The following is a 7564-nucleotide window of genomic DNA, read 5'->3' on the forward strand; positions in this document are numbered from 1 at the left end:
CGTACGGGGTGCCCGCCCTCCTCGCGTCGTGCGGCCTACTCCGGCAGACCCGGGATCAGGCCGTCGCCCTCCGTCCGCAGCATCTCGCGGACCTCGTCGATGGTCGCCTCGGAGTCCGGGAGGATCAGGTCGGACGGCTCCAGGGAGTCGTCCGGCAGCGGGCTGCCGAACTCCCTGACCGCACCGAGCAGGCCCTGCAGGGCCGTCCGGAAGGCGGCGCCGTCCCCCGCCTCCACCGCCTTGAGGAGCTCGTCGTCGAGCTCGTTGAGCCGGTTCAGGTGGCTGTCGCCGACCTCGAACTGCCCCTCACCCATGACCCGCATGATCATGCCGGCGCGTCTCCCTGTCCGGGGTTACTTGTTGTAGTTGATCTTCGACGAGTCCTGCTGGCCCTGCTCGATGGCCTGCGGCGCCGACTGCGGGGTGCCGCCGGTGAGCTCGGCCTTCATGCGGGCCAGCTCGAGCTCGACATCGCTGCCGCCGGCCACCCGCTCCAGCTCCGCCTCGATGTCGTCCTTGCGGCCGAGGCCGCTGGCGTCGTCGAGCGCGCCGGAGGCGAGCAGCTCGTCGATCGCGCCGGCCCGGGCCTGCATCTGCGCCGTCTTGTCCTCGGCCCGCTGGATGGCCAGGCCGACGTCGCCCATCTCCTCCGAGATGCCGGAGAACGACTCGGCGATCCGGGTCTGCGCCTGGGCGGCCGTGTAGGTGGCCTTGATCGTCTCCTTCTTGGTGCGGAAGGCGTCGACCTTGGCCTGCAGGCGCTGGGAGGCGAGCGTCAGCTTCTCCTCCTCGGCCTGGAGCTGCTGGTACTGCGTCTCCAGGTCGGTGATCTGCGACTGCAGGTTGGCCTTGCGGGTCAGCGCCTCGCGGGCCAGGTCCTCGCGGCCGAGCGACAGCGCCTTGCGGCCCTGCTCCTCGTACTTCGAGGACTGCTGCTGGAGCTGGGTGAGCTGGAGCTCGAGGCGCTTGCGGGAGGTGGCCACGTCGGCGACACCCCTGCGCACCTTCTGCAGCAGCTCCAGCTGCTTCTGGTAGGAGTAGTCGAGCGTCTCTCGCGGGTCCTCCGCACGATCCAGGGCCTTGTTCGCCTTGGAGCGGAAGATCAGCCCCATACGCTTCATGATTCCGTCGCTCATGGGCCTCGGGTGCCCCCTTCTACGGGCCTGCGCATTCCGTCTCGTAACACGTTGAGTGTATGTGCAGCGAGCGGGTCGCCGCAGTGCACGAGCTGCAACAAGACTGCTACAGCGGCACACTGTCCGGCATCGTTCCTGGGGTGGAGCCGACCCTGAGACCATGATCGGCCCCGGCCCGGCGCTCCCGTACGGGGACACGCCGCCCCGACCGGGCCGATCGATACCTGTTCGGTGCCGGCGGCACTCGGAAACGCTCCGGCGTGCCCGTACGCTGGAGGTGTGTTCCGACGCCGCTCAGATGAAGCCTCCTCCTCCGCCACGGTCGTCATGACCAAGGAGGACGAGAAGACCCAGACCCGTGACCCGCAGGCCAAGAAGGGCCGGCCGACGCCCAAGCGCAGCGAGGCCGAGGCCAGCCGGCGCACCCGGGTGACCGTCCCCAAGGACCGCAAGGAGGCCGCCCGCCAGTCGCGCGAGCGGATGCGCACGGCCCGTGAGAAGCAGCGCACCGCGCTGCTGGAGGGCGACGAGCGCTACCTGCCGGCCCGTGACAAGGGCCCGGTGCGGCGCTTCGCCCGCGACTACGTGGACTCCCGCTGGTCGCTCGCCGAGTTCTTCCTGCCGTACGCCGTCGTGGTGCTGGTGCTCAGCATCCTCCGGGTGCCCGCGCTGCAGCTGCTCTCCACGCTGCTCTTCGTGGTCTTCTTCGTCCTGGTGATCCTCGACTTCGCCCGCATCGGCCTCGGCCTGCGCAAGGCGCTGCGCGAGCGCTTCCCGAACGACAACACCCGCGGGGCCGTCGCCTACGCCCTGATGCGCACCCTGCAGATGCGCCGGCTGCGCCTGCCCAAGCCCCTGGCGAAGCGGGGCGAGCGGCCCTGACCGCCGAGCCGGTCCCGCCGCCCTGGGCCCATCCGGTGCAGCCGGAGGGCCCGGGGCTGTACGCGCTCCCCTGGCAGGGCGCGGGCGACCACGACCGGCTCCCGGCCCGCGGCGGACGGCACGCCGCCCGCTCGTGGAACGACCGGCAGGGCGGGCTGCGCACCCTCGTCCGCGACGAGCTGGTGACCCGGCAGCTCGCCGAACAGCTCGCCGGGCGCACCGGGCTGCGGGTGCTGGACGTCGGCTGCGGAGCGGCGACCCAGACCGTGCGCCTGGCCCGGGCCGGGCACCTGGTCACCGGCGTCGACCCCGACCCGGTGACGCTGGGCGCGGCCCAGGCCGCGGTGGCCGCCGAACCGCCGCAGGTCCGCGAGCGGATCCGGCTCCTCGGCGGCGACGGGCACGCCTGCGCCCGGTGGTTCGAGCCGCGCTCCTTCGACGCCGTGCTCTGCCACGGCGTGCTGATGTACCTGCCCGACCCGGACGCCCTGCTGGCCTCACTGGCCCGCGTGCTGGACGTCGGCGGCGTGCTGTCCGTCGTGGTCCGCAACGCCGAGGCGCTGGCCATGCGGCCGGCGCTGTCCGGCGACTGGCGCACCGCGCTGGCGTCCTTCGACACCGGCCGCTACACCGACCGGCACGGCGTCCCCGCCCGGGCCGAACGGCTGTCGGACCTCGCGACGACCCTGCAGGGCCTGTCCGTGCCGGTGCGCACCTGGTACGGCGTGCGGGTGTTCACCGACGCCACCCCGGACGACCAGGCCCCGGTGGACGGGCGGCAGCTGGCTCAGCTGCTGGACGCCGAGGAGCGGGCCGGCCGGCAGGACCCGTACCGGCAGGTCGCGGCCCTGCTCCACGTCGTCGGCGCCAAGTAGGCCGCGGCCGCCGTCCGGCGCGCGCCTAGCCCTCGTGCAGGCTCATCGCGTAGATCTCGCGCTCGTCGTCCAGCAGGACCGCGCGGTCCACCCCGTCCTCCAGCAGCTGCTTCCAGGTCTCGCCGATCCACGACTCGGCGTCGCCCTGGCCGGGGAACTCCTCCCGCCCGCCGGGCTGCTCGACCTGCGTCCCGTCCTGCCGCTCGAACCGCCACGTCCACACCATGTGCCGGACTCCTCCCGCTGAGTGACCTCGCTGTCGTGCGCACATTAGCGTGCCCGCCCGGCGGCTCCCCAAGCCTGGCCGCCGCGGCGGCCTGCGGCAGGATGGCCCGCATGGCACTTCCCGGCACCCTGATCCTCGGCGGCGCGCGCTCCGGCAAGTCGACCCGCGCCGAGCAGCTGCTCGCGCCCTGCGCGGACGTGCTGTACGTCGCCACCGGCGGCACCCGCGACGGCGACGCGGAGTGGGCCGACCGCGTCCGGCTGCACCGCGAGCGCCGCCCCGCCTCCTGGCGGACGGCCGAGACCTGCGATCTGGAGGCGGTGCTGGCCGACCGCTCGGACGGCGCCCCGGTCCTGGTCGACTGCCTCGCACTGTGGCTGACCTCGGTGATGGACGACTGCGACGCCTGGGACGACGCCCACTGGCTCGACGGCGGCGAGCGCGCCGTGCAGGCGCGCTGCGACGGCCTCGCCGCGGCGTGGGCCGCGAGCGGGCGCCGCGTGGTCGCGGTCTCCAACGAGGTCGGGATGGGCGTGGTGCCGGCGACCGCCTCCGGACGCCGCTTCCGGGACACCCTGGGACGGCTCAACATGGCGGTCGCGGACGCCTCCGAGCAGGTGCTGCTGGTGGTCGCCGGGCAGGTGCTGACCATCAAAGGCGGTGCCGTGTAGCCTTCCGAGCGATGGACACGACCGTGGATCTCGATACCTTCTCCTCGCTGGTCGAGCGCCCCGACGAGGGCGCCCGCAGAGCCGCCGAGGAGCACCGGCAGCAGCTGGACCTGCCGCCGGGCGGCCTGGGCGCGCTGGAGGAGCTCGGCGCATGGCTGGCCTCCGTCCAGGGCGCGACGCCCGTACGGCCGGTGGCCGCGCCGAAGGTGCTGCTGTTCGCCGGTGACCACGGGGTGGCCGCCCTCGGCGTCTCCCGGCCCGACCCGGCCTCCGAGCCGGTGCCGAGCCCGGTGGCCGGCCTGGGGAGCACCCCGCCGTCCAGCACCGTGCGGCGGGTGCACGCCGTCCTGGACGGCACCGCGCCGGTGGCCGTGCTGGCCCGCCGCTACGGCGCCGCGGTGCGGGTGGTGGACATCGCCGTCGACGCCGACCCGGCCGAGTTCCCCGAGGAGGTCTCGCGGCACCGGGTGCGGCGCGGCTCCGGGCGGATCGACGTCGAGGACGCGCTGAGCGCCGAGGAGGCCGCCCGCGCCTTCCGCACCGGCATGGCGATCGCCGACGAGGAGGCCGACCTGGGCACCGACCTGGTGCTGCTCGGCGACCTCGGCACCGGTTCCACGACCGTCGCCGCCGTCCTGGTCGGCGCCCTGTGCGGCACCGACGCCGCCGCGGTCACCGGCCGCGGTTCCGGCATCGACGACCGGGTGTGGATGGTCAAGTGCGCCACCGTCCGGGACGCGCTGCGCCGGGCCCGTCCCGTCCTCGGCGACCAGCTGGCGCTGCTCGCCGCGACCGGCGGCGCGGACTTCGCCGCCATCACCGGCTTCCTGCTGCAGGCCGCCGTCCGCCGGCTGCCGGTGGTGCTGGACGGCGTGGTGTCGGCCGCCTGCGCACTGGTCGCCCAGCGGGTCGCCTTCCGCGCCCCCGAGTGGTGGCGGGCCGGGCAGGACAGCGGCGAGCCCGCCCAGGCGAAGGCGTACGACCGGCTCACCCTGACGCCCCTTCAGCAGATCGGCGTGCGGGCCGGCGGCGGCGTCGGCGCGCTGCTCGCGCTGCCGCTCGTGCAGGCCGCCTCGGACGCGCTGGCCGAGCCGTCCGCGGTGCCCGCCGCCGCGCCCGCCGAGCCCCGCCCGCCGGCGCGGCTGCCGAGCGCGGCGGAGCTGCTGGGTCTGGGCTGAGGGTGCCGCAGGGACGCCTGCCCGGCCTGCGGTTCGCCTTCGGGACGCTGTCGGTGCTGCGGGTGCGGGTCGACCGCTGGGACCGCACCGCCGGCGGCCGGGCGATGCTCTGCGCGCCCGTCGTCGGGCTGGTGCTCGGCGCGCTCGCGGCCGGCGCCGGCGCGCTGGTGGCCCCGCGCGGCGGCGGGCTGCTCGCGGCCGTCGCCGCGGTGGCCGCGCTCGCCGCACTCACCCGCGGGCTGCACCTCGACGGCCTGGCCGACGTCGCCGACGGGCTGGGCAGCGGGAAGCCCGCCGAGGACGCACTGCGGATCATGAAGCAGTCCGACATCGGCCCGTTCGGCGTGCTCACCCTGGTGCTCGTGCTGCTGGGTCAGGTCGCCGCGCTGGCCGGGCAGTTCGACCGCTCGGCCGGGCAGGGGGCGCTCGCCGTGGTGGCCGCGGCCGTGGCGGCGCGCTGCGCACTGGCCTGGGGCTGCCGCCGCGGTGTGCCGGCGGCCCGGCCGGGCGGCCTGGGCGCGATGGTCGCGGGCACCGTCCCGGCCGCCGGCGCCGCGGCCGTCTCCGCGGCCTCGGCCGCGGCCCTCGGCCTGGCCGCGCTGCCGTACGGCCGGTGGGCGGCCGCCTACCCGCTCGCACTCGCCGTCGGACTGGGCTGCGCCGCCCTGCTGTTGCGGCGCTGCGTGCGCCGGTTCGACGGGATCACCGGGGACGTGCTCGGCTCGATGGCGGAGACCGCGGCGACCGGCACCCTGGTCGCCCTGGCCCTGTTCGCACCGCAGTAGCCGGGTCGCGGAGCGCCCGCGGCCGCCCGTCGGGGAGGGTGTACGTACCGGCCCTGGCGGGGCGCGGTCCCACTATGCGGACTACCATGCCTGGTGCACCGAAGCCCTGCGCCCCGTTTCCCCGCGGAGTACGCCGGGGTTATGCCGGTGCGGCGCCCCCAGCCGCACCGGCTGTCGACCGCGAAAGAACAGGACGCATTTACGTGACTGCACTGTCTGTCAGCACCTCCTCCGCCGCCGGCCTGCGGGCCGACGCCCTGGTGATCGGCGTGGCGAAGGGCCCCAAGGGCCTGGTCCCGGCCCCCGGTGCCGAGGCCGTGGCCGAGGCGTTCGACGGCACGCTGGCGGAGGTCCTCGCCACCCTGGGCGCCACCGGCGCCGAGGGCGAGGCGGTCAAGGTCCCCGCGGCGGCCGGTCTGAAGGCCCCGCTCGTGCTGGCCGTGGGCCTCGGCGACGCCTCCGAGGACGGCTACCCGGCCGAGGCGCTGCGCCGGGCCGCCGGTGTCGCCGCCCGCACCCTGGCCGGCGTGAAGAAGGCCGCCCTGGCGCTGCCGGCCGAGTCGGCCGAGCAGATCGAGGCGGTCGCGCTCGGCGCGCTGCTGGGCTCCTACGCCTTCGGCACGTACAAGGCCGAGAACGGCAAGGCGCCGGTCGGCGAGGTCACCGTGCTGGCCTCGCGCAAGGGCTCCAAGGAGGCCAAGGCCGCGGTCGAGCGCGCCGTCGCGATCGGCGAGGAGATGAACCGCGCCCGCGACCTGGTCAACACCGCCCCGAACGACCTCAACCCGAAGTCCTTCGCCGCGATCGCCCAGGCGGCCGGCAAGGAGCACGGCCTCAAGGTCGAGGTGCTCGACGAGAAGGCGCTGACCAAGGGCGGCTTCGGCGGCATCCTCGGCGTCGGCGTCGGCTCGGCCAACCCGCCCCGGCTGGTGAAGGTGGCCTACACCCACCCGAAGGCGAAGGCCTCGCTGGCCTTCGTCGGCAAGGGCATCACCTACGACTCGGGCGGCATCTCGCTCAAGCCGGCCGGCCACAACGAGACCATGAAGTGCGACATGGCCGGTGCCGCCGCGGTGTTCGCCGCGGTCGTCGCCGCCAAGCGCCTGGGCCTGCAGGTCAACGTCACCGCCTGGCTGGCGCTGGCCGAGAACATGCCCTCCGGCTCCGCCACCCGCCCCGGCGACGTGCTGCGGATGTACGGCGGCAAGACCGTCGAGGTGCTCAACACGGACGCCGAGGGCCGCCTGGTGCTGGCCGACGCGATCGTGCGCGCCGGCGAGGAGCACCCGGACGTCATCGTCGACGTGGCCACCCTGACCGGCGCGATGGTGCTGGCGCTGGGCAACCGCACCTTCGGCGTGATGGCCAACAGCGACGAGCTGCGCACCCGCCTGCACGAGACCGCCGAGGCGGTCGGCGAGCAGTCCTGGCCGATGCCGCTGCCGGCGGACCTGCGCAAGGGCATGGTCGACACCACCGTCGCCGACCTCGCCAACATGGGCGAGCGGATGGGCGGCGGCCTGGTGGCCGGCCTGTTCCTCAAGGAGTTCGTCGCCGAGGGCATCGACTGGGCGCACCTGGACATCGCGGGCCCGGCGTTCAACGAGGCCGGCCCGTTCGGCTACACGCCCAAGGGCGGCACCGCCAGCGCCGTGCGCACCCTGGTGCGGTACGCGGAGGACGTGGCGGCGGGCTGACCGTCCGCACATCCTCCCGAGGGGCCCGGGGCCCCCCGGGGCCCGGCCCCGCCGGGCGGGGCGGGCGGGACGGGCCGGAAAAACAACACACGGGGGCGGGCCCCAGGCGAGTCC

9 protein-coding genes are annotated in these 7564 nt (G+C 75.1%); 6 read left to right on the top strand and 3 right to left on the bottom strand.

Going from position 1 to position 7564, the window contains the following annotated elements; translation table 11 throughout:
• Positions 1 to 35 precede the first annotated feature (35 nt).
• Complete coding sequence (locus tag ACFV0G_RS26560) at positions 36 to 329, bottom strand: hypothetical protein (protein ID WP_380552942.1); 294 nt, start codon at positions 327 to 329, stop codon at positions 36 to 38.
• 24 nt (positions 330 to 353) lie between these two features.
• A complete protein-coding gene (locus ACFV0G_RS26565; RefSeq protein WP_380552945.1) occupies positions 354 to 1136 on the bottom strand; it encodes a PspA/IM30 family protein in 783 nt (260 codons plus the stop codon).
• Between the two features lie 279 nt (positions 1137 to 1415).
• Between ACFV0G_RS26565 and ACFV0G_RS26570 the strand changes: the two genes are divergently transcribed.
• Positions 1416 to 2018, top strand: coding sequence for a DUF3043 domain-containing protein (locus ACFV0G_RS26570; RefSeq protein WP_380552948.1), 603 nt, complete (start codon positions 1416 to 1418; stop codon positions 2016 to 2018).
• 182 nt (positions 2019 to 2200) lie between these two features.
• Positions 2201 to 2893, top strand: coding sequence for a class I SAM-dependent methyltransferase (locus tag ACFV0G_RS26575; protein WP_380552972.1), 693 nt, complete (start codon positions 2201 to 2203; stop codon positions 2891 to 2893).
• Between the two features lie 25 nt (positions 2894 to 2918).
• On the opposite strand, the gene ACFV0G_RS26580 is transcribed toward ACFV0G_RS26575, so the two are convergent.
• Positions 2919 to 3119 carry a hypothetical protein gene (locus ACFV0G_RS26580; RefSeq protein ID WP_380552951.1) on the bottom strand — a complete coding sequence of 67 codons (201 nt, stop codon included), beginning with the start codon at positions 3117 to 3119 and terminating at the stop codon, positions 2919 to 2921.
• 110 nt (positions 3120 to 3229) lie between these two features.
• Between ACFV0G_RS26580 and cobU the strand changes: the two genes are divergently transcribed.
• The 4 genes from cobU (at position 3230) to ACFV0G_RS26600 (ending at position 7450) form a co-directional block, all read left to right on the top strand.
• Positions 3230 to 3790, top strand: coding sequence for a bifunctional adenosylcobinamide kinase/adenosylcobinamide-phosphate guanylyltransferase (cobU, locus tag ACFV0G_RS26585; RefSeq protein ID WP_380552954.1), 561 nt, complete (start codon positions 3230 to 3232; stop codon positions 3788 to 3790).
• 11 nt (positions 3791 to 3801) lie between these two features.
• On the top strand, positions 3802 to 4968 hold the full coding sequence (locus ACFV0G_RS26590) for a nicotinate-nucleotide--dimethylbenzimidazole phosphoribosyltransferase (RefSeq protein ID WP_380552957.1): 1167 nt from the start codon (positions 3802 to 3804) through the stop codon (positions 4966 to 4968).
• Positions 4969 to 4970: 2 nt separating this feature from the next.
• The gene (locus tag ACFV0G_RS26595; RefSeq protein WP_380552960.1) at positions 4971 to 5753 is read left to right on the top strand and encodes an adenosylcobinamide-GDP ribazoletransferase; all 783 of its coding nucleotides are present in this window, start codon (positions 4971 to 4973) and stop codon (positions 5751 to 5753) included.
• Positions 5754 to 5956: 203 nt separating this feature from the next.
• Complete coding sequence (locus tag ACFV0G_RS26600) at positions 5957 to 7450, top strand: leucyl aminopeptidase (protein WP_380552963.1); 1494 nt, start codon at positions 5957 to 5959, stop codon at positions 7448 to 7450.
• Positions 7451 to 7564: the final 114 nt, after the last annotated feature.

Origin of the sequence: Kitasatospora sp. NPDC059571, from assembly GCF_042735675.1 — a bacterium.
Classification (GTDB): domain Bacteria; phylum Actinomycetota; class Actinomycetes; order Streptomycetales; family Streptomycetaceae; genus Kitasatospora.

Excerpts from the sequence above, each read along its gene's own strand:
- ACFV0G_RS26560 (WP_380552942.1), bottom strand. The coding sequence starts at position 329 with ATGATCATGCGGGTCATGGGTGAGGGGCAGTTCGAGGTCGGCGACAGC.
- ACFV0G_RS26565 (WP_380552945.1), bottom strand. The coding sequence starts at position 1,136 with ATGAGCGACGGAATCATGAAGCGTATGGGGCTGATCTTCCGCTCCAAG.
- ACFV0G_RS26580 (WP_380552951.1), bottom strand. The coding sequence starts at position 3,119 with ATGGTGTGGACGTGGCGGTTCGAGCGGCAGGACGGGACGCAGGTCGAG.
- cobU (WP_380552954.1), top strand. The coding sequence starts at position 3,230 with ATGGCACTTCCCGGCACCCTGATCCTCGGCGGCGCGCGCTCCGGCAAG.
- ACFV0G_RS26590 (WP_380552957.1), top strand. The coding sequence starts at position 3,802 with ATGGACACGACCGTGGATCTCGATACCTTCTCCTCGCTGGTCGAGCGC.